The organism is Klebsiella sp. MS 92-3, assembly GCF_000195655.1.
Classification (GTDB): domain Bacteria; phylum Pseudomonadota; class Gammaproteobacteria; order Enterobacterales; family Enterobacteriaceae; genus Klebsiella; species Klebsiella pneumoniae.
Genome location: NZ_GL882831.1, coordinates 42,147 through 43,373, shown reverse-complemented (window position 1 = coordinate 43,373; position 1,227 = coordinate 42,147). Strand labels below are relative to the sequence as shown.

1 protein-coding gene is annotated in these 1,227 nt (G+C 59.7%); it reads left to right on the top strand.

What is annotated here, in order from left to right:
• Positions 1 to 63: 63 nt before the first annotated feature.
• Entirely contained in the window at positions 64 to 1,197 is a 1,134-nt protein-coding gene (gene dnaJ, locus HMPREF9538_RS08525) for a molecular chaperone DnaJ (protein WP_002887955.1), read from the top strand.
• The last annotated feature ends 30 nt before the right edge of the window (positions 1,198 to 1,227 follow it).

Sequence of the window (1,227 nt, the reverse complement as noted above, 5' to 3'; positions counted from 1 at the left end):
GGGGGGGGGCCCCCCCCCCCCCCCCCCCCCGTCGCACGCATGTTAAGGGGCTGAAAAACACCGATGGCAAAGCAAGATTACTACGAGATTTTAGGCGTTTCCAAAACAGCGGAAGAGCGTGAAATCAAAAAGGCTTATAAGCGCCTGGCCATGAAATATCACCCGGACCGCAACCAGGGTGATAAAGAGGCTGAAGCCAAATTTAAAGAAATCAAAGAAGCGTATGAAATCCTGACTGATGCCCAGAAGCGTGCGGCCTACGATCAGTACGGCCACGCGGCCTTCGAACAGGGCGGCATGGGCGGCGGCGGCGGTTTTGGCGGCGGTGCCGACTTCAGCGATATCTTTGGCGATGTTTTCGGCGATATCTTTGGCGGCGGACGTGGTCGTCAGCGCGCGGCACGCGGCGCCGATCTCCGTTACAACATGGAGCTGACGCTGGAAGAAGCGGTGCGCGGCGTCACTAAAGAGATCCGTATTCCGACGCTGGAAGAGTGCGACGTCTGCCACGGCAGCGGCGCCAAGGCCGGCAGCAAACCGCAGACCTGTCCGACCTGTCATGGCGCGGGCCAGGTGCAGATGCGCCAGGGCTTTTTTGCTGTACAGCAGACCTGTCCGCACTGCCAGGGACGCGGTACGCTAATTAAAGATCCGTGCAATAAATGTCATGGCCATGGCCGCGTAGAAAAGACCAAAACCCTGTCGGTTAAAATTCCGGCGGGCGTGGATACCGGTGACCGGATCCGTCTGGCGGGCGAAGGCGAGGCCGGCGAACATGGCGCGCCGGCAGGCGATCTGTACGTTCAGGTTCAGGTGAAGCAGCACGCTATCTTTGAGCGTGAAGGCAATAACCTGTACTGCGAAGTTCCGATCAACTTCACCATGGCGGCGCTGGGCGGTGAGATCGAGGTCCCAACGCTCGACGGCCGCGTGAACCTGAAAATTCCAGGTGAAACCCAGACCGGCAAGCTGTTCCGCATGCGTGGAAAAGGCGTGAAATCCGTTCGCGGCGGTGCGCAGGGCGATCTGCTGTGCCGCGTGGTGGTGGAGACGCCGGTGGGGCTGAATGAGAAGCAGAAGCAGCTGCTGAAAGAGCTGCAGGAGAGCTTCGGCGGTCCGACCGGGGAAAACAACAGCCCGCGTTCGAAAAGCTTCTTTGACGGCGTGAAGAAGTTCTTCGACGACCTGACCCGCTAATTCCGCCTTTGTTGATATCCGGCCCCCGGC

Coding starts and splice junctions, on each gene's coding strand:
- dnaJ (WP_002887955.1), top strand. CDS start 64: ATGGCAAAGCAAGATTACTACGAGATTTTAGGCGTTTCCAAAACAGCG.